The sequence below is a fragment of the Klebsiella sp. Lac1 genome (assembly GCF_009825425.1).
Lineage (GTDB): Bacteria > Pseudomonadota > Gammaproteobacteria > Enterobacterales > Enterobacteriaceae > Klebsiella > Klebsiella electrica.
The window spans coordinates 349,103-368,313 of sequence record NZ_VJZJ01000002.1 but is presented as its reverse complement, the minus strand read 5'-3'; the positions used below and the strand labels follow the sequence as shown (position 1 = coordinate 368,313).

The following is a 19,211-nucleotide window of genomic DNA, read 5'->3' as shown; positions in this document are numbered from 1 at the left end:
AGGTTTTTGCCGGGACAGGCCATGACCGCTTAGCCTCTTATGCTCTACAGAGCGCGCCCCTTTTTCACTGAGTCCTGCGGACCTGGATTGCACTGTTCTTTTGTTCCCGGAAGATAAAAATTGCCGTTCTCATCGGGATCCGTTCCTCCCGGACACCCTGCCCGCCCCGATGAATTATCTGAACTGCCTCCGTCCGAGCCATTCCCGCCATCGGCACCGGGTTTACCAGGCTGGCCCATATATCCGCCATCCCCGCCTTTCCCTCCAGCGCCACCATGTCCGGCACTGGCAGAACAAGCAAACAGCACGAAAATACAGACCAGAACGTGTCTCCCCATGATGCATATCTCCCTTATTTATTGGCTACCCGCAGCACTATACTCTGTTTACAAATAATAACATGGATACGTTGCAATAACGCGTCAGGTGATTGTCGCCAGGTTGTCTGCCTGCTGTCGTTAATATGGCGTGGTTGAAGCTCTTCAGCCGGGCCATATTCACTTACCCGTAAAGCACGACGAACGGCAAAAAAGAGGCAGCACATGACGACGACTATAGCTATATTTTCAAACACCCCGGTCTGGGTGTGGATCCTTTTACTTTTTTTAATAAAAAGAGGGATATCTGCACTGCATTGCCGGGAAACGTCCGTAAAAAACATCTTCATCATACCGGTATTATTCTTAGCGGCGAGCATCTATCATTTAGCTGGATTTAGTTTTTTCCCCGCCATCCCGCTCTATATCACCACATTAGTAATATTTTGTATTGTCAGAATGGCATTTTTATGGCGCTCCCCAGTTGAATATAATGCCGCCACTGGAGTAGTGACGCGTCCTGGCAGCCCATTTATTCTCACGTTGATTATTGGATCTTTTATTTTTAAATTTATCATGACCTGCCTTACGGAAAATGACCCGAGATTATTAATGAACTTATCATTTCAATGTCTGTGGGGCGCAGGCTCAGGTATTGCCACCGGTTTATCATGGGGTGGCTTATTATATGTCATCTATAAAATAAAAGAGAAAAAGAAAACAATATCGCTTCACTATTGAGGAGGCTCCGGGGCGGTTTGCCCTTTCAAGCCGCGTGACCTGTTGCCCTTACGCACCCTCTCCCGTAAACGGCAGGTACAGCGGTATTTCGTGGCTTCACGAATCTATCCGGTTTACTTTATCATCACCACCAAGGATGCCCCCAGAGGCGATTAACGGAGATAACGCTGTGAGAACCGTCGAGATACTGCAATACACCTTACGCAAAGGCAGCGGCACCGCTTTTCATACCATCATGCGGGAAATCAGCGTTCCCCTGCACCAACGCCACGAGATCGATGTTGTTTCGTTTGGTCACTCGCTGCATGACCCGGATTGCTACTACCTGATTCGCGCCTTCGACAGCCCCGAGAGTATGGCGACGGCTCTTGATGCCTTTTATGCCAGCGCCGACTGGCGCAGCGGGCCGCGCGGGGAGATCATTGGCAGCATCGAGACCAGCATGAAAACCGTGATCAACCTGCCGGCGGAAAGCGTGGATGGCCTGCGCAGGTAAGGGTCGCCATCGGGATTCGCCTGGCGATGGCCTGCGGATTCCACACTCATCGGCAATAAAACGCGGCGGACTCGCGCTGAAGGCCAGGATATCCTACTTGCGGTATAAACTGCCTTTGCCAGACCTTGCACGCTGCCAGAGTTCTTCATCTGATAACGTGGTTTGGATCAACTCGACAGGCGCCCCGGCATCATTGATAACAGCCACGAAGTAATCATCTATTGGTTCATAAGGGCCAAGAATGACCTCTTCCCCCGCGATAGCCTGCTCAAGATTATCAACTTTGAACGCAACATGGGGGATGGTTTTCAACAAAGGATGTAAGGGGGAATCGTGGGTAAAGCGGTGCCACTGTATTCTGAATTTTCCCGGGTTATCCGTGGTATACATCCCCGCTTTTTCGCTGAAAATGCCTTCGAATTTTTCATCCTGCAGCGGTATACCCAAGTGATGGAATTCATACTTGACGGACGGTTTCATCTTCTCTTTTCCTTTCTCATATAGAAGTCTGTTCCGTTTAGTTCTTCGACGGTATCCATCAGCCCTCCTTCTATTCTTAATGATTCGTTGGTTTACCATACGCCTGACACCATCGTCCAGTGAAATAAAAAGAAAGGCCGCGCGACGAAAATCCCCCGTTATCAAGAATGATTTTATCAACGCCAGGAGTTTTAATTATTCTGATTGCCTTTTTTATTATTCACATGTCAGCGTTACGGTAAGATTCCCCTCATATTTCCCGGCCGTCGTCCCTTTAGCAATATCATTGAGTTGCAACATATAATTCTGCCCGGTTGTCAGCCTGCTCGTCCATTTGCCATTATTCCACTCGGCGTTGAGGACAGAATAGCCAATCTCATCGCCGGTCGAATTTTTGAGCGTTCCCGACTGACCATTAGCGGAGCCTGGCGTGAATGTTAATAACGCGTCACCGCTGGCATCAGAGGTAATGCTCAGCTGTTTATCCTGTTTGCCTGGATACACCTTTCCGAACGGGGCTTCACTGGTAATATTCACATGACCAGACTGATAGGGAGTGGCTGATGTGTGCGTGTCATAGACGATACCGTTGTTTCCCAGTTTCTCTAAGCTGTAGGTAAGCACCGTATTCCTGTCCAACCCTTCCTTCAGCCGGAAGGTAAAGTTTCCGCTCCAGTTCACCCTTCCCCAGTCGTGCGTGGTGCCATTCCAGATAAGGTTCACCGCGGTACCGTAAGCATCCAGTTTAGAACCGATATCGAGCCTGACGTAGCATGGCGCACCATTATCAAACCGGCAGGAGGTTATCTCCGCGGATATTAAATCTGCCGGCCAGTCCCTGACATAAATCTGATAATGAAATATGACCGCGCCAGGGGCCCATCCACGATCGCTGTAATCACTGTCGCTCAGACTTATTGTTGCATAGGGTACGGCGCTGCAACTGATGGTGGATGCCGCCAGCGTGTTTGCGGAAAAAAACGCCAGAATCCCCAAATATCCCCAGGAGGCTTTCATATATTCATTCCTGAATTAATCTCAGTATCAATAATGAGCCTGGCGCCAGCCGACTTATGGCATGAAGCGCCAGGCGAATATTAACCGCAGACGGAATCGATGTTCGCTGGTTTTATCGGCTTTGTCTGCGGAACAACGCGATGGCGTTACTGATAATCAAAGATCATCGTCACCACACTCTTGACGGCCCCCGCTCCCGGGGCCGTGGCTCCGCTCTGCTTCAGTTTGGCCAGAAAGGTCATGTCAGCCTTACTGTTTGCAATGGGATACATCACACTGTTGCTACCATCAGGCGCCATCTTAGTGGCCTGAGCGCTGTCTCCCCAGATCTCCACACCGACGCCTGTCGCGGCGACTCCTTCTGTTGTCTCGGTGTTTTTAAATAAAGAGGAATCGGTAGTATCTGGCTCCCCGCTTGCCGTGACCTTCACGCTGGTTGCGCCGCTGCCGCAGCCAGCCAGGTTAAGGGTGAATGCCTCGGTTGCCCCGATTTTATCGCTGCCAAAATCTTTCAGGGAAACCCGGCCCATTGCAACATCCACACCGTTCGTACTCCACTGAGGGGTACAGGTATTATCCACCACGGTCGCCGTGATATTCACGGTGGCGGAATCCGATGCGGCCTGAATGCCCGGAGAAAGCGCCAGCAGGGATACGGTTGCTGCGGTTAATAAAGTTTTCTTAATCATCAACGTCATGTTTACAACTCCTGTTATGTTGTGTGTATAAAACTTGTGGGTGCGGAATAATCACTTCCGCTAATCAGTTGCAGATAACCTGGCTCCATGTCACAGGGGATTTCAGGGCCGCTTCCGGCAGGGTGTAGCGGGCGGAGCAACGCTGGTCGGGCCGACTTCCCCACTGCGCGTTAATTTCTCCCTTCAGCTTCAACCCGGAGAGGAAAACCTGCCCGTCATCGCCCACCAGGCCGCCGCCGCCGTCCGCCACGCTGACCGTGGTCCCGAACGGCACGGGTTTTCCGTTATGAGTGAGCGTTATCAGGGCCCGGACTCCTGTTCGTACCCGGAAATCAGCTCTCACCAGCGCCCCCTGGGTGGGGACGACGCGCGATACGGCGTTGTCGATGTCCGCATGGCTATCCAGCTTACTGACATCCAGCGCCACCCGGCTTTCCCGGTACTGGCTGGCCCACGGCACCACGGTATAGCCGCGCCAGTCGGTCTGTACGCCGGTGGCGTTATCGACGGGAAGGCCCGCGGCGCCGGGGGCTGCCACCAGAATGTTTGTGGTCCCCAGCGGTTGTCCGAAGGTTGCCCCTTCCCGGTGAAGCACCACGCTGCCCGATGTGCCGTAGCGCCACTGTCTGTAGTTACGGCTGTAGCTGTACTCCGCCAAAGCGTTACCATAGGTTCCCCGGTAGTCCACGGCGGCGTCGCCGCTGTTTCCGTCCTGCCGGCCGTACCCCTGCGACGCGCTCCAGTTCACATTTTCCCTATCGGGTAGTGAACCGCTGATCCCCGCCCGATGTGAGAGCTGGCCGTCAGTCCCCCGATGAGTGCTGTATGTGGCCCATACGTTCTGACTCAGCCAGCCGTCGAGGGGGAGAGACAGGGAGAACCACAGCACGTTATCTGCCCTGGGTTGTCCGTTGTAGCGGGTATGGGCATATGAAATGTTGTAACTGGCCCGTCCCAGCGAGCTGCTGAAAGCCGCCTGCAATGAAGAGGTGGCCGCCACTTCGTCCCAGTATGTCTGGCGGCTCCCCGTCAGGGAGAGGGAACCGACGTTTCCCAGCTGCTGGGAAAGACTGACCTGCAGACGCTCGCGCTTGTTGTTGTTCAGGCTGTAATAATTTATCCAGTCACGTTTTACCGGGCGGCCAGCGGCATCGACGGCCCCTTCCGAATCCCCGGTCCAGCCGGCCATACTTTTCAGCGCGGTGTCATCCAGCGTATGGAAACCGCGGGTTGAGTAGCGGTATCCCGCCAGTTGCAGTGTGGTTCCGGTAGATACCAGCGAGCGTCCATAGAGGAAGCGCAGGGACTTCCCCCGGTGACGGGAACCGTCGGCCAGGATGCTGTCGGCATGCGTTATGTCTGCCGACACGGCCCCCCATACGCCGGTGTTGAATCCCATCCCCAGCGTGGCGGCGCGGTAGTTCTCCGCAAGTCGGGTACCGCCGTATGCCGTCACGTTATGCGGCATTCCCCACAGGAGAGTGGCCTGCATAAACAGCGGGTCGTCATAGCTGGCGCTGACATTGCGATAGCGAGCGGCGGTAATGCCATAACGCAGATGCCCCTCGCGCTGGAGTACAGGAACCGAAGAGTAAGGGACGGTAAACATACGTCCCTGACCATCCGCTTCCGTTATCATGACCTCAAGGTCGCCACCGGATGAAAGGAGCGGTAAATCGTCAATGACGAAAGCGCCGGGAGCGACATTGATCCGGTATATCTCGTGACCATTCTGTCGAATGCTGACCTCAGCGCTGCTGCCTGCGGTGCCGCGAATCACCGGCGCATATCCCCGCATGCTGGCGGGATACATACTGTCGTCGGTCGCAAGGTGTACGCCGCGAAAAGAGACCGTATCAAACACATCGCCGCTGGTCGTGCCATCACCGAGCGTCAGTTCGCTACGCAACGGAATGATCGCACGCTGTAACCAGGTGTTCAGATGCTGCCAGTGTTGCCGACGGCCATAGTCATTTTCCTGATAGCTCCACGTACTGTTATCCCGCAGCCGCCACGCCCCCAGATTGACGCCGCTGGTCAGATTGAGAAACTGGCTGCGGCTGTTACCGTATTTTCCCCGGCTTTCGCTGCCGCTGAACCGCCAGCTCGCCAGGGCGGCATTAATGCCCTCATTCCATCGTTCCGGCGCTATCCAACCATCCGGCTGTTTGCGCATGGCTGCCTGGGGAATGCTGATATCGAGGCGCATTTTCTGGAAGTCAAACGCCGTCCAGGCCTGGGGAATAAACAACCCCGGGGTCACACACTGCTCATCCGGCTGGGCGGCTAATTCCGCAAATGCCGGGACATTCACCCCCATATCCGACAGTTCTTCACGGCTCAGACAAGCCTGCAGCCCTGTATTATCTCGCACCGCGGATTGTGCCTCCCCCGCCTGAACGGCAACAAAACGGACCGAACGGGTTGCCACGCGGCTACCGTTGAGATAAGCGTCAACCAGATAGACTCCCGGGAGTTGTGAGCCACCGGATGAAAAAAGTGACAAGTCAGCCACCGCAACCGGGTCGCCTGAAAGCATAGAGGGGTCAAAATGCAGTCTGGCGTTTGCCGGCAGAGAAACCGCGCACATGACTGAAGCATTCAGTAGCGGCTGGCGAAGTAAATATTTCAGCATACCCGGTCCTATGATGAAAAACGGGCAATAACAGGTGCTGAAACAGCGCCGTAATCATTAATGGTCCGGAACGTAATCCGGCTGCCGGAGGCCGCAGGCAGACTGACGGTGGCGGTGCTTACGGGGGCCACCATGACGCCATCGAGGGAGATGTCGCCGGCCTTAATCTCAGTCAGTGTGATGTAGTAAGGGGTCGGGTTAATAATTTCCAGCCGGTTACCGGCACGACGAAAACGCATTTCAGCAGGCGCTTTATCCACCGCAGGCCTCAGTCCGGCAGGACGGATGAACAGTTTGATACGGCTGGCCGCAGCAATGCGCAGCACGGCTTTACCGCTGTTATCACCCTCGGTCACGGAGGGAATCGCTTTCGCAATAAAATAATAAAGCGATTCCCTGTCCTGATAAGGCGAGCCTGCAACCCGTATCAGGCGAAGAATATTTTCATTCCCCGGCCCGCTCAGATAAAGGGGAGGCGTCACCACAAAATCCCGACTTTTACTTCCGTCAGCATTTTCAACCCACGACTGCACAAGGAATGAGTCTGCCGCGGAAGAATTCCGAATGGAGAGGCTTTCCTGCCGGGAATTCAGTGGATAAATAATGCGGGTTCCCTGAATTGAAATCCCGCCCTCAGCCATGGCAACGGCGGGCAACATGAGCATAAAGACAATAACGAGGCTTTTTCGTAAAAAAAAGACGACGGACGACATAACTATTTCCTTTCAGTCAAATACTGCAGGTTGGGTTATTTACTGATTTTTTCCCGGACGCATACCGATAATATCCCGACAGACCTGAATGCCCGTGCAGCCGTACTCCGGAAGGCCATATTTCACTAAAGTGGTTCGTTTAAGTGAGTAAAGATATTTCGCACTCAAATTCATCTTGCGGCCCATTTTGGTGAATGAATATCCCCTGCAGAGATAATCGAAAAGGAGTGATTCCCGTTCTGTGACTTTGTTCCTGATAACCGGTAAACGTGTCGCCAGCCTCAAAATGCGGCTCAATGTATTCAGGGACATTTTTTCGCTGAACACCCACGGGAATGTCCGGGAAAGGCCACGCAGTGATACGCGTCTTATATTCACGAGAATAATAACACGGCAGCTATTCATTGCCGGGACATGAAGTATTCTGCGGCGCAGCTCCCTGTCCTGAACAGCCACAACAACGATGTCCTCGCAAAGCGGTTGGATTTCTCTGTATATCGGATTGGTAGCACAGAGAAATATATATTCACCCTCTGTATACCTTGGCAGTTCCTGTACAGCCGACAGGATAAATTTATTGTCTGAAATAAAATAACAATGCATTAAGGACTCATTCGATTAAAGATCTATTTTTAGGACAAACGGATTTCTCTGTCAGTTATTCACCTTTTAATTTGTAACTCATGGAAATATTTTTTCATAATTGTTTAGAACGTTTGATACACCAACAATGATAGCTATTGACTATCAAACACAACAAAATTGATCGGCAATAGTAATTCAAAATGCATAAGAAACATTAATTAAAAACAGATATCTTTTGTTTCATCACAAAACAAAAGCAATCATAAAAAACACATAACCACATGAAAAACAAATAAAAAAATAAAATTGAAAAATTAAAATAAAAACAAATTTAAATTACTCACTATTTTTACGTAGGAATTTTCCGTTAGATTTTATTGATTGACAGAAAGGCTTTTCTAAAAAAATAAGCCCCCGGATTAACGTATCATCCCATTGTCATCAGAATAATTTCACCTGCCGCAAAGGGCATATTTACTTCACAAAAGAGAACTTAATCATTTTTTGTGAACTAATGACTCAGCGATGACAAGTTATGAATACAGGCATTTGATTGCATTCCCTGAAGATTATTGCCACACGATCTGCCATCAATCCACATATCACCCTGGAAAATAATTCTCCAGCCAATCCGAAGAAGATTGATGTAACTAACTATGAGTCATGGAACGACCAGTTGTAAATATTAACAATACGGAACTCATAAAAACTTTCGACCATTACTTAAATTTCACTTCTTTAGCCTCATTCAGTCACTTCTTTGCTTCCGTCATGCAATATGCCATTTACATGTCGTCTCTTTACTTGATGGCCTTCAGATCGGTAAAAGAAAATTCATTTCCCCCTGACAACAACACTATTAATGGTAAAAATCTGAATATCGAGGTTATCGACAGCATTCACAGCAGAACTTATCACTCTGTTTTTCACCCCGGATGTATGGTGACATGGTGTTGAATCGCCAGACCCGGCCGGTCTTAAACCCGGCGCTTCGGTCACAATCATAATTCTCGTGAATGATATTCCGTCTGGATAGTGCGATCGGCTCAATCACCAAATCATCCTCACCAGCCGGACCGAGTGATGTCGCCCATAAGAGCCATCCCTGATAAAGCGTGACTTGTGCTGCGCAAAGAAGCGCAGCACATCGGCGATACAGTCGCTATCAGGAAATAACCGTCGCCAACGTCTCCCGGCGTCAGGCATAGCCATAGAAAACGCCTTATCCGGAAAAGTGAGTCGTTGTCCGGGGATACAGGTTTGAAAACGATAATGAACCGCAAACAGGCATTGAGCCGCTACAGCCTCTGCGGCCACAAATTTCTGCGCAAATCTGGCTGGTAAGCAAAGCGGCATCACAACAATGAACGATACCGCTGGGGGGAGTGGAGAATGGCGAGCAGCCGCATGATTATCGCGTTCGGTACCCCATCCTGTACACAGAAGTGGATCCCTTTCACCGTCCTGATAATTCATACTCCTGCCGGTCAATGACGATTCGCCCCAACGATGTATCTGGGGCGTAAGATAAAATATCAACTATAATCAAGAACATCATTTTTTTCGCAGGAATGGAACGGACTACGCCGTGAGGCCAAATACTTTATTTTTTCGCGGTAAAATCTTAAACGCTGATGAAATAACTCAGACATTTCTAAAGGCATATTTCCAGAGACAGCATGCACACACAACCCTCGCTGTTCATGCTCCATTTTTGCAACAGTAAATGCAATAAAATCTACGTTAGTCTTCATGGACTTGGGGCAAAAATCAAACATATAACCTCCTTTGTTGTTTGTTTTTCCCATTCGACACAATGTCGATTTTTAAGCATAAGCCATTTTTTACACGTTACAATGAAATCCCATAGAAATAGTCCTTATAATTACTTATATTTTATTATAAAAAGACACAAGGATAAACCGAACAGAAGGATGATAATGCAGCGAATATTTTACCAGGAATAAGTGAAAAACCTCACCCTTGATAAAAATATATTATAAGTCATATTTCTTTGTAATATTGACCTGGCGCAGAATTAAATGCCACAGTGAATTATTCATTTCGTTTTCCCACCTCCGAAATTTTCATTTCGCCATCCTGCTGTACCTGTACCTCCAGTCAGGTCAGGTAACTCAGCGCTCAGTGAGGCCGGCATTCATTATCGTCCTGCCGCCAGCGCTTCGACATGGTGCGCTATATCGCAGGCAGAGCGGTTGGTTTAAGGGTTCCGGGAACAGGGATATTCCCCTGCTCTGGTCGCTCAGGTTATTCATCCGGTTACTGGGGATGTACTGCCCTGCGAATGAGCGTCAGCACTAAGGGCGGTGAGTGTATTCGCCGGATGGAATAAGCGTCAGTTAACCGTGAGCTATGTGAGCCGTTTTCCGGATTATAGTCGTATTCCGGCGTTAACGATGAAGGGTCAGTGGCTGGAGGCGGCGGGGTTTGCGACGGGTACAAAGGTGGAAGTGCGGGTCATGGCGGGTTGTATTGTGTTGACGGCGGCAGAGCCGGTAGCGGAGCTGGAAGAAGCGATGCGCCGGTTTGAGAAGCTGTCGGCGAGGAAGCAAAAGCTGGCGTGCGCACGGGGAAAACATCAATACGTTCTTCGCCTATCCGCCTGACATCAGAAAAGCTAGTTTGGTCACTATCCAGATACAAATGCTAAATGTATCAGACGTTAGCCATCAGAAATAATTTCCGCTTTTGGCACTAAGTGCCCCATCAAATTAGCTCGAAATTTATCGCATAAAATGACCAAATCCAAAATAAGCCAGTACAACTAAATCAAACCAGTACCTTCAACCCATGCTTCTGCACCACGGTAAGCAGTTTCAGCGATAACCCACTGGGGCGTTTTACGCCACTTTCCCATTTCTGCACCGTTGACACACTGGTATTCAGGTAGCTGGCAAAAACGGGTTGGCTGACGTTCAGCTTCTCGCGTAATGCTTTAATCTCAAAAGGTTGCAGATCGTCCACGTTATTAAGGCACGCTTTATCAAAGTTGCGCATCGTTTCCTGCGGGATAGCATCGACGCTGAATAATCCAGCAGCCGCGCTGTGGATGGCCTCAAATGCAGGACTCTTAAATTTACTTTTTGCAGTCATGGCAAATCTCCACCAGTTCTTTACTCTTAATCAGTGCCGTGATCTTTTCATCGCTAAGAGCAGCGTAGTGCTTTGCTAACTCGCGGAATCCGGCCAGTTCGCGATTATCAATGTTTGTCATATCCTGTTTGGCATAAAGGAACGTGTAAAACCAGTGCTCCCCGCCTTTCGCCAGGATAATGGCGCGATCGCGATTCTGGTTCAGCCGTTTCTTGTATACTCCCCCGCCAAGATCGTCAGCCTTCCCCTGCACTACCGCCTCTATAGCCCGACATAACTCACTATCTTTGATGGCGTGAGATTTGGCTGCCTTGCTGAACCATTTGGTTTTGAATACGCGCATCAGGCTGACATCCTGTTACCTTGACTATAGCACCTGGTGCTAGATTAATCCTTTTTTTCACTGATGCAAAGTGCCTGAAGCCAACATAATTTGGCCGTATTTTTAACCACGCATATCATCCTATTCGGCGTAGCCTTGCAACGGCGCATCAAACTCAATCGGGACAGGCTTAAAAGTAAACGTCAACTCGCCCCTGAAAAACGCCAACACGTCGTTATCCGTCACCATATTCGCTTCTCTTTCCTGACTATCTTGTTTGTCATCATTGGTTTTAGTGTTCGGATGCTGGCATTTGTCAGTGTGGGGAACCTGATGGACAATTTAGCTCTTCTACTGGATCCATATCACAATCCGTTATGATTAATGTGGCAATGACAATCATAGCGGTTATTTTTCAGCCGCAATATAGTCATATTATTATTTTTAAAACAAAACACCCATAAAATTCGCAGTAAAAATCAGCAGATAGCGCGGTCATATCGCATTAAATAAAGAATAAATTTTGCTGGTGATTTCATTCATGATGAGCCAATAACAAGCCATGGTTAGCAGCAGATTGAAAGCCAGGGCAGACGCAGTAATGAAAGCTGAATATGTTTCTCCGTCAGGAAAAAAAGACGAGTAAGGCAGAAAGCGGAACAGTGCCCAGAACAGAAACGTGAACGCAAATACCTTAGCCAGACGTCGCAGTGTGGATAAAATCCAGTTACCAAAGAGGCCGGTTGGATTAACTTTGCGTGTCACACCGTTGTAAGCGGTAATCATCGCGCTCATGACAGGAATACCGATCAGGGTATTAATCAGGATATCGCAGTAAAAATGTAACGATTCCCACACGTCTAAATCCGGTTCACCCAGTATGAAACGAGTAACACGACTGGCGCTCTGGAAATCGAAAAGACCGATGATTGAACTGACGAAACCGTCGGAAGGAATGGCCTTAGCGACGATCAGCATAACCACATAAAACAGCATTATTTTAAGCAACAAGCTAAGGGCATGTTTTGCCATTGGCGATCACCTCAATTGTGCCGTATGCCTTGAGTTTACTCATACAAGGAACATCTACCTGCGGTGTTTTCAGTAACGCATTGTGCAACATGGCAAAATCTGAACCATGTAGCAGAGTGATCCCCCCTGCTGATAGCGCGGCAGGATGCAAACGGAAGTTACCGCGTTTACCCCCTCATTCCATGTGTCATCATCGGTTCCCCAATCATCTCGCCTGTGCCTGAACGTCGCACCATTCATGACATGGTTGTAACGATCCCGAACACCGGCATTAACGTGCGATCGGGCTCCACCTTCAGGACGCTTAACAATCCAGTATTTACCCGCCGAAACCGGGCCTGCGGTCGGCTTCATGTCACAAGCCCCTCGATTGCGATAAATACCATCGCCAGAAAACGCTAAAAATGTTCCGGCCCCAGCAAACGATAACGGCGAGTCATGCGCATCGTTGATGACAAACTTTCCATGCAGAGTCATACACCACCCAATATCCTTTTTTGAACTGTGGATTAAGGTACAGGCTGCTTAGTAGACAATCCATGTTAATAATATGATTTTATTTGAAATAATCTTATTTTATGTTGGTAGTCAGCGCCTGGCGGCGGTATTTCAATGCCCAGAGAAGCATCAGAACGCATAATCCTGCCCCCTTTTCCCGCAATGTGATCTACTATTTCGGGCATCTGTGCGGGTCGTCCAGAACCGTGAATCATCATGCGCATCATCGCTGAGGAGTTTTCTGTTGCATTGGTTAGTTCGTCTACGCCTGTCCTGGCGCCAAATCACCACTGGATTTCCTTCACGTGCAAGGCTGGCAGCACGCGATGCGCTTGCTACGGCACTGGCCTGCCTGCTGGCATGGTTACTGGCGGTATGGCTGTTAGGGCATGAGCATCCTACGTTTGCCATCGTCAGCGCCGTGGTATGTCTTGCTCCGGGAGTACCCAGTCACCTGAAACAAGCAAGAAATCTGGTTATTGGCTGTACGTTCGGTATCGTGATGGGGGAGCTGATGTGGCAGCTCCCCGATACTCATCCACTGGTGCGGATGAGCATTGGTATGTTCTTCGCTATTTTGTTGGGCGCCGCCATCGGCCCGGCTCCGGTGGTCCCCATCCAGGCTGGAGTATCGGTGGCTCTGGTTCTTGCCATGGGGCCTGAAAGCGCGGGCGGTACGCGTTTAGTGGACGTTCTGCTGGGAGCCTCTGTCGGATTATTATTCAGCCAGGTGCTCTTTACATCTAATCCATTCAGCGACATTGGGCGTTCAACCTCTGACTTCCTGCGTCAGATTGGTAATGGACTGGATCGAATGCTACGAGCCTGTGAGGTGCAAAGCAGTAAGGGAGCAGAAGCCGCTTTGAGTCAGCTTTCAGAGGCTCAGGCCGCTCTGGCCGCTCTTCGCGCCGCTGTAGCTGAAGCACAGGTCAGTAAACGCTGGTCACTACGGGGTCGGCTAAACGCCGGGCGGCTTGCCACCGTCACACAGCGTTACGACCGCCATGCAATCCGGGTATACGCGACTTCCCTTTTATTAGCGGAAAGTCTCAGCCGGGCCATGTCACACACCCATACTCCACCGCCAACTGTCGTGATGACGTATTGCCAGTGGTTGTCGGATAGCTGCATGGTACTCGCCCGTCAATCCGCCGTTGTTGCGCTCAAGGAAAGTGACCCGCAGGCTTGTATGGGAACACAACCTCAGTCCACCGCTGACCAGCGCCATGAACTACCGCCAGAATGGCTCACGGTAGAAGATAATGCACGGCAGCTGGAGCATGCCTTACAGGCACTGCTAGGCTCACGCGACGCATAATTGACACGCACCGTAAAGGTTGGATTTGTGACCCCGCGTTCGATGCCGCTGATGTCAGCGCGAACGAGTCCGCACTTGCCTCCAGGGAGAGGCCAGATTGCAACCTGAGCTTTTTAATATGGGTCCCAAAGAGAGCCTGAATCTGAGGGAGCCATTCATATAAGCTTTATAAACTGTCAGGCCGCGGATAACCCATCGCATAAGGGGATCAATTCGAATATAAACCTGATGTATGCAATTTATGTAGCCCGCATGAATTCAAGCCTAAAAAAGCGCTGCAGACCTTATTATTTGTATTTTGACATAATGACATTTAATACATTGACCGGATCAATAGATAGCAAGGCAGCAATATGCGCGAATTCCACGATATCTAGCCTCCTCTCACCACTCTCCATTTTGGCGACAAATGACTGTGGACGCCCCAGCGCCTGGGCCAGCGTTACCTGAGTTAACCCCTTCTCCTTCCTTGCTGTACGCAATAGTTTTATAACCATTTGATATTCATCAGAATAAATAGAAGGCATGTCATTTTTCTCGATCTATATCCCAAAATCGAATATCGATCGCTTCCATAAATATCCCAAAACAGGATAATCAATTAGCCAATGCTATCCAGGAAAAAACAGAACACATCACGATAGCTCACGCCCCATAACCGAAGAGAAATAGCCACCAGGTCATTTGCTTAGTGTGAAACCTCGGGGTTCTGGTCGTTTCGTGCCTCAGGGATATAGCAAAGACAACCACCTTTCGTTTCCAGAAGCAGACAAATAAAACCTTACTAAAAGCAATGAATTTCGTTTGTAACCTTAACCAACACAGGGAACTTTACTTATGAAAATCACCACCGCTGTCGCACTGCCAACCCGCCCCATGCAAGGAGGTCGCCATGTTTCTGGTTACCCTTGCTGAAAGCTTTATCAATATTTTCCAGCTCGCCGGGAAGGTCTTTCTCGACATGATGAGCGGGATCATTCCGATGCTGATTTGCCTGCTGCTCGCCATCAACTTTCTGATGAAGCTGGTCGGCCAGCAGCGCATGGAACGGGTAGCGACGCTGTTTGGTCGCTCGCGGATCCTGACCTATGGCCTGCTGCCGATCCTCGGCTGGTTCTTTATGAGCAGCCCCGGCGCACTGACGCTCGGCAAGCTGCTGCCGGAAAAGAGCAAACCCGGATATGAGGACGCACTGGGCACCACCGCCCACCCGCTGACCAGCCTGTTCCCCCACGTGGTGCCCTCGGAGTTGTTCATCTGGCTGGGCGTCGCCGCCGGGATCAAAACCCTCGGCCTGCCGGTGACCGAACTGGCCCTGCGCTATATCGCCGCCGCCATCGTGATTGGCCTGCTGCGCGGCATGATCACCGAATATCTGTTCCTGCGCCTGCGCCATAAGGCAACGGGAGGTGCGGCATGATCTATCAGGCCCATATCGAACGCGTCGGCCCCCATGTGGCGGACGGTCTGGCGGATAACCTGCTGATTACCTTTCGCGCCGACGTCCCGGCGGACTGCCTGGATTACGCCCTGGCCCTGCGGCCCGTTTTTCAGCACGAGCATGCCCGACTACTAGCGGGCGATCGATTCACGCTCGGGGGCGAGGACTACCTCATCACCGCCGTTGGCAGCCGCGCCCTGCAGGCGCTGCTGGAGCTCGGACACCTGACGCTGGTGTTCGATAGCGCCAGCACGCCGCGCCATCAGGGCACGCTACATCTTGCCGGCAAAGTCCCTGCGCTTGCGCTGTTGCAGGGCTATCTGATCGTTAAGGAGAGTGCGCAATGAACCTGATCAACGTTGCTCCCGGCGCCGAAGGGTTCGGTACCGGGCTGAGGCTGCCGATCGGCAGCGGGCTGAAGGTGGTGTCGCTGACCGGGCGGGAGATCCATCCCGTCGCCCGTCGGCTGGGCGAACTCACGCAATCGGAGGTGATCAACGGCTTTCAGGCCGTTCCGCCGGATGAAGAGACGCTGTGCGTGGTGATCAACTGTGGCGGCTCGCTGCGCTGCGGGCTGTATCCGAAAAAAGGCATCAAGACGATTAACGTGATGCCTACCGGGCAAGCCGGGCCGCTGGCGCAGTTTATTAACGCCAGCAACTACGTGTCGGACGTGCATGAAGGGCAGATCACCCGCGTGGCGACAGACGCGATGCAGGATGAGCCGCAGGCGATCGTTGTGGAGCCTGCCTCACCGGTCGCACAGACGCCGCCGCCCGCCACTTTCGGCAATCAGCTGATTCTGGCGGTGGAAACGCTGGGTAATAAGACCGGCCACGTGATCGCCCTGCTGTTTGCCGCCAGCCGTGAGGCGGTGGACGTATCGGTGCGAACGGTGATCCCGTTTATGGCTTTTGTCTCCGTGCTGATCGCCATCGTCCAGGCCACGTCGTTGGGTAACGTGATCGCCCACGCCCTGACGCCGATGGCGAACTCGCTGTGGGGCTTGCTGCTGCTGTCGGTGATCTGCGGCATCCCCTTTCTGTCGCCTATTCTCGGGCCCGGCGCGGCGATTACCCAGGTGGTAGGGGTGATGATTGGCACCCAGATTGGGCTGGGGAATATCTCACCAGCCTTCGCCCTGCCCGCTCTGTTCGCCATTAACGTACAGGTGGGCTGCGACTTCGTGCCCGTCGGCCTCTCGATGCAGGAGGCCAAACCGGAGACTATCGCCAGCGGCGTACCGGCCTTCCTGCTTTCCCGCCAGTTGACCGGCCCGCTGGCCGTGATGATTGGCTGGGCATTCTCCCTGGGACTGTTTTAACAGACATATAAGGAACGTCATGATGAACAAGTTAAAAGTGGCCGTTGTCGGCGCGGGGATTTATGGGAAGCACCATATCAACGCCTATCTGCATAACCCGGACGTGGAGCTGGTCGCGGTCTGCGACAATAACATCGAGCGCTGCCATGCCGCGGCGGATGAGCTGGGCATCGCCGGGTACGTCAGCCTGTCCACCCTGCTGGATGAACAGCAGGTGGATATCATTTCTGTGGCGACGTCCGATCCATTTCATAAGGAACCGGCTCTGCAGGCCATTGCCCACGGTAAGCATGTGCTGATTGAAAAACCGCTGGCGACCTCGGTGGCCGACTGCGAGGCGATTATTGCCGCCGCCAGGGAGCATGAGGTAATCGTCGGCGTCGATTTTCACAAGCGCTGGGACCCGGCGGCGATCCGCGTACGCATGGAGGTGCAGAAGGCGGAAAGTGGCAGGATCCTGCGCGGCTATATCAATATGGATGATGTGATCGCCGTTCCCAGCTAATGGCTGGCCTGGTCGGCGCACAGTTCGCCGGTGTGGTTCCTCGGCTCGCACTGCTTCGACATGGTGCGCTATATCAGCGGGCAGGAGGTGAAATCGGTTTACGCGGTCGGGCAGAAACGCCTGCTGGCGAGTAAAGGGCTGGACACGTGGGACAGCGTGCAGAGCACCCTGCTGATGGAGGACGGCAGTTCGTGGGTGATTGAAAACAGCTGGGTCCTGCCCGCCGCTTTCCCGAAAGACAACGACGGGCGCATGGCGGTGCTGTGCGATAACGCCTGGATCCGCTCCGATTCACAAAACCGCGGGCTGGAGATCTTCGGCCAGCAAACGGTTAAGACCCCGAACAGCTACTTCATTACCTACCGCGACGGCGTCGCCAGCGGGTTTGGTATTGATCCGATTAATGACTTTATTAAAGCGGTGAAGAGCAATACCCCGTATGCCGCCAGCGCAGATGACGGGCTACAGGCCAGCCGGATTTGCGAAACGGCGCATAAAAGCCTGCTGAGCGGCCAGGCAGAGCTGCTGGTTTAAGGGTTCCGGGAACAAGGATGTTCCCTTCCCTTGTCACGTTATACATCCGGTTACGGGTGTTAGCCGATGGCCGGATGTCCTGCTATGCGGGTAGCTGCCAGCACTATAGTCCGTGAACTTATTCGCAGGATGGAATAAGTGTGTTTCCGATAGTTGACAATAATATATGACGTTAAGTCATTTAATGGTTTATAAGAAAATAAACTCATTCATCGATTCTATTTATACGCCATAAAAATCAAGATTAAATATTCTTCTTCAGTTCTTAATATACATCAGAAAGTGCCGATTATGTTTTATTATCAACTGGACTTTGTTTTTATTACTGGTTAGATTTACAGCTGTTATTTAACGCGATGTGAACGTGTTGACGCACGTCCACATCGCTCATCACAATCACTATTTATACGGAATAGCAATTATGACTGAAGTCGATTGTATTGCAGATTTATGCGTTGCAGAAGTGTCGCCGAAAAATAAGCGTCAGTTAACCGTGAGCTATGTGAGCCGTTTTCCGGATTATAGTCGTATTCCGGCGTTAACGATGAAGGGTCAGTGGCTGGAGGCCGCAGGGTTTGCGACGGGTACAAAGGTGGAAGTACGGGTAATGGCAGGCTGTATCGTGCTGACGGCGGTAGAGCCGGTACCGGAGCTGGAAGAAGCGATGCGTCGGGTTGAGAAGCTGTCGGCAAGGAAGCAGAAGCAGGTAAGAGAGCTTATTGGGGTGATTGCGGGGAAACGTGTACGAAGCTAATAAATACCGCTCCTGATGCGTCAGGAGCGGTTATTTTTCAGGTGCAAGCGGGGGTAAATAACGGTTTTTCCTGTGCAACATCGTATGTTCATTAGGGTAACCTGAATCAGATCAGTTTTAAGAGCCACCCGATCATCCTCTTTGGTCGTCGACAGAGGAACCTGATAGTGAATAGAGTTCAGTATAACGAGGGACCATCATTTATGCCGTAGCACGCTCGTTCCAGGCATCTGTATATTGGATATTTCCATCTACAATACGCCAGGTGATTTTTTCATAGCGTAGCTGCACACTTTCCAGATGGCCCGTACCGGTTATCGTTCGCGTATCGTGGACAATTGGCGTCACAGAAACAACCTTCACACCTTCCAGCAGAATATTGAAGTATTCCACTTCCTGGCCAGCGTTATTAATATGGTAGAACTTGAATTCAGCACTTTGCAACGTCTGACCAGTGGCAACGGCTTTGTAAAGGTATGGGCTCGAGGAATCAATCTCTTTATCGAACAGAAACGGTGCATGTTTACGTGTGCCGGTTAATTTCCCTGTAGCGCCGTCGGTAGGAATGCTGAGATTATGCGTCAGGCCGCGAAGTTCTACACTCCCCTCACGGTCCTGAACATCGGAACCGCCGCGGATCATCGCGCCGCCATCATCTTTCAAAAACAGGTGAACGGGAACAGCCAT

General features: G+C 51.3%; 19 protein-coding genes and 3 pseudogenes. 9 read left to right on the top strand and 13 right to left on the bottom strand.

Annotated elements, in window-relative coordinates; all coding sequences use genetic code 11:
* Positions 1 to 542: 542 nt before the first annotated feature.
* The gene (locus tag FNY10_RS17155) at positions 543 to 1,058 is read left to right on the top strand and encodes a DUF6622 family protein (RefSeq protein ID WP_160702376.1); all 516 of its coding nucleotides are present in this window, start codon (positions 543 to 545) and stop codon (positions 1,056 to 1,058) included.
* A 169-nt stretch (positions 1,059 to 1,227) separates the two neighbouring features.
* Entirely contained in the window at positions 1,228 to 1,554 is a 327-nt protein-coding gene (locus FNY10_RS17150; RefSeq protein ID WP_160702378.1) for an NIPSNAP family protein, read from the top strand.
* A 93-nt stretch (positions 1,555 to 1,647) separates the two neighbouring features.
* Here FNY10_RS17150 and FNY10_RS17145 read toward each other — a convergent pair whose 3' ends face one another.
* From FNY10_RS17145 to FNY10_RS17115, 7 genes are all read right to left on the bottom strand, one after another.
* A complete protein-coding gene (locus tag FNY10_RS17145; RefSeq protein WP_100684790.1) occupies positions 1,648 to 2,034 on the bottom strand; it encodes a hypothetical protein in 387 nt (128 codons plus the stop codon).
* 216 nt (positions 2,035 to 2,250) lie between these two features.
* The gene (locus FNY10_RS17140; protein WP_160702380.1) at positions 2,251 to 3,051 is read right to left on the bottom strand and encodes a hypothetical protein; all 801 of its coding nucleotides are present in this window, start codon (positions 3,049 to 3,051) and stop codon (positions 2,251 to 2,253) included.
* 146 nt (positions 3,052 to 3,197) lie between these two features.
* Entirely contained in the window at positions 3,198 to 3,749 is a 552-nt protein-coding gene (locus FNY10_RS17135) for a fimbrial protein (protein WP_131050622.1), read from the bottom strand.
* A gap of 64 nt (positions 3,750 to 3,813) precedes the next feature.
* Positions 3,814 to 6,384, bottom strand: coding sequence for a fimbria/pilus outer membrane usher protein (locus FNY10_RS17130; RefSeq protein WP_227699447.1), 2,571 nt, complete (start codon positions 6,382 to 6,384; stop codon positions 3,814 to 3,816).
* Positions 6,385 to 6,392: 8 nt separating this feature from the next.
* A complete protein-coding gene (locus FNY10_RS17125) occupies positions 6,393 to 7,025 on the bottom strand; it encodes a fimbria/pilus periplasmic chaperone (RefSeq protein WP_227521307.1) in 633 nt (210 codons plus the stop codon).
* A 111-nt stretch (positions 7,026 to 7,136) separates the two neighbouring features.
* Entirely contained in the window at positions 7,137 to 7,553 is a 417-nt protein-coding gene (locus FNY10_RS17120) for a hypothetical protein (RefSeq protein WP_160726289.1), read from the bottom strand.
* Positions 7,554 to 9,217: 1,664 nt separating this feature from the next.
* On the bottom strand, positions 9,218 to 9,460 hold the full coding sequence (locus tag FNY10_RS17115) for a hypothetical protein (protein WP_160702387.1): 243 nt from the start codon (positions 9,458 to 9,460) through the stop codon (positions 9,218 to 9,220).
* A gap of 549 nt (positions 9,461 to 10,009) precedes the next feature.
* On the opposite strand from FNY10_RS17115, the pseudogene FNY10_RS17110 reads away from it, so the two are divergent.
* Positions 10,010 to 10,258 (top strand): annotated as a pseudogene (locus FNY10_RS17110) (SymE family type I addiction module toxin); the annotation flags it as partial.
* 214 nt (positions 10,259 to 10,472) lie between these two features.
* On the opposite strand, the gene FNY10_RS17105 reads toward FNY10_RS17110, so the two are convergent.
* The 4 genes and pseudogenes from FNY10_RS17105 to FNY10_RS17090 form a co-directional block, all read right to left on the bottom strand.
* Positions 10,473 to 10,796 (bottom strand): helix-turn-helix domain-containing protein, encoded by a 324-nt coding sequence (locus FNY10_RS17105; RefSeq protein WP_160702391.1) that lies wholly within the window; start codon positions 10,794 to 10,796, stop codon positions 10,473 to 10,475.
* A complete protein-coding gene (locus FNY10_RS17100; RefSeq protein WP_160702393.1) occupies positions 10,780 to 11,139 on the bottom strand; it encodes a type II toxin-antitoxin system RelE/ParE family toxin in 360 nt (119 codons plus the stop codon). Before FNY10_RS17100 ends, FNY10_RS17105 begins: the two co-directional genes overlap by 17 nt.
* 474 nt (positions 11,140 to 11,613) lie before the next feature.
* Positions 11,614 to 12,150 carry a hypothetical protein gene (locus FNY10_RS17095; RefSeq protein WP_160702395.1) on the bottom strand — a complete coding sequence of 179 codons (537 nt, stop codon included), beginning with the start codon at positions 12,148 to 12,150 and terminating at the stop codon, positions 11,614 to 11,616.
* A pseudogene (locus tag FNY10_RS17090) lies at positions 12,131 to 12,627 on the bottom strand (tlde1 domain-containing protein). Before FNY10_RS17090 ends, FNY10_RS17095 begins: the two are co-directional and overlap by 20 nt.
* Before the next feature lie 265 nt (positions 12,628 to 12,892).
* On the opposite strand from FNY10_RS17090, the gene FNY10_RS17085 reads away from it, so the two are divergent.
* Complete coding sequence (locus tag FNY10_RS17085; protein WP_160702397.1) at positions 12,893 to 13,966, top strand: FUSC family protein; 1,074 nt, start codon at positions 12,893 to 12,895, stop codon at positions 13,964 to 13,966.
* Positions 13,967 to 14,253: 287 nt separating this feature from the next.
* Here the strand turns inward: FNY10_RS17085 and FNY10_RS17080 are convergent, their stop codons facing one another.
* Positions 14,254 to 14,493: a helix-turn-helix domain-containing protein gene (locus FNY10_RS17080; RefSeq protein ID WP_160702399.1), complete on the bottom strand. Its 240-nt coding sequence runs from the start codon at positions 14,491 to 14,493 to the stop codon at positions 14,254 to 14,256.
* A 365-nt stretch (positions 14,494 to 14,858) separates the two neighbouring features.
* Here FNY10_RS17080 and FNY10_RS17075 point away from each other — a divergent pair, with 365 nt between their 5' ends.
* The 5 genes and pseudogenes from FNY10_RS17075 (at position 14,859) to symE (ending at position 18,524) form a co-directional block, all read left to right on the top strand.
* On the top strand, positions 14,859 to 15,386 hold the full coding sequence (locus tag FNY10_RS17075) for a PTS glucitol/sorbitol transporter subunit IIC (RefSeq protein WP_100684806.1): 528 nt from the start codon (positions 14,859 to 14,861) through the stop codon (positions 15,384 to 15,386).
* On the top strand, positions 15,383 to 15,754 hold the full coding sequence (locus FNY10_RS17070; RefSeq protein WP_160702401.1) for a PTS glucitol/sorbitol transporter subunit IIA: 372 nt from the start codon (positions 15,383 to 15,385) through the stop codon (positions 15,752 to 15,754). Before FNY10_RS17075 ends, FNY10_RS17070 begins: the two co-directional genes overlap by 4 nt.
* Positions 15,751 to 16,731 (top strand): PTS glucitol/sorbitol transporter subunit IIB, encoded by a 981-nt coding sequence (locus FNY10_RS17065; protein WP_160702403.1) that lies wholly within the window; start codon positions 15,751 to 15,753, stop codon positions 16,729 to 16,731. Before FNY10_RS17070 ends, FNY10_RS17065 begins: the two co-directional genes overlap by 4 nt.
* A gap of 22 nt (positions 16,732 to 16,753) precedes the next feature.
* Positions 16,754 to 17,770, top strand: a pseudogene (locus FNY10_RS17060) (Gfo/Idh/MocA family protein).
* 421 nt (positions 17,771 to 18,191) lie between these two features.
* Positions 18,192 to 18,524, top strand: a complete 333-nt coding sequence (symE, locus tag FNY10_RS17055; protein ID WP_160702405.1) for an endoribonuclease SymE — start codon at positions 18,192 to 18,194, stop codon at positions 18,522 to 18,524.
* A 201-nt stretch (positions 18,525 to 18,725) separates the two neighbouring features.
* Here the strand turns inward: symE and FNY10_RS17050 are convergent, their stop codons facing one another.
* Positions 18,726 to 19,211: an Hcp family type VI secretion system effector gene (locus tag FNY10_RS17050; RefSeq protein WP_032689686.1), complete on the bottom strand. Its 486-nt coding sequence runs from the start codon at positions 19,209 to 19,211 to the stop codon at positions 18,726 to 18,728.